Below are 378 nucleotides of genomic sequence, written 5' to 3'. Positions count from 1 at the left end.
GAAAAAGACCAGATGTACTGGCAGGACCTTCAGCCCGGTGACAGTGGGAGCAGTTGATATCGAGGTAAGCCATCGCTCGGTCATCCAAGGCTTGACTTTGATCCTCATAGTTGATGAGGGATGGATGGTTATCCTTTCCCGTGAACCCCTCCAATTTGCCCATTTTGGTCCAATGAGCCAATTGGTTTTCTTTCCCGGACTCGTACTTCAGGTCATTGTTCAGGTGCTTGGGTTGGATTCCAATTGGAGCTAAGACCTCGTTTTTGTTGTGACAGCTTTTGCATTGATTTTTATTGGGCACCAAGTAATTGATTACTTGGTCCTGCCCGTTTTTGTCAATGAATCTGACTTCAGTTTCTCCGCCCACGATTTTCAAAA

Annotated in this window: 1 protein-coding gene; it reads left to right on the top strand. The window is 46.0% G+C overall.

Annotated elements, in window-relative coordinates; all coding sequences use genetic code 11:
• The coding region (locus tag ACNKXV_RS13475; protein ID WP_417908248.1) for a hypothetical protein at window positions 1-253 on the top strand (253 nt) is incomplete at its 5' end.
• Window positions 254-378 lie beyond the last annotated feature (125 nt).

Origin of the sequence: Christiangramia aquimixticola (assembly GCF_048285835.1) — a bacterium.
GTDB lineage: Bacteria > Bacteroidota > Bacteroidia > Flavobacteriales > Flavobacteriaceae > Christiangramia > Christiangramia aquimixticola.
Note: the sequence above shows the minus strand (reverse complement) of the source record. Positions and strands in the feature narration are given on the sequence as shown.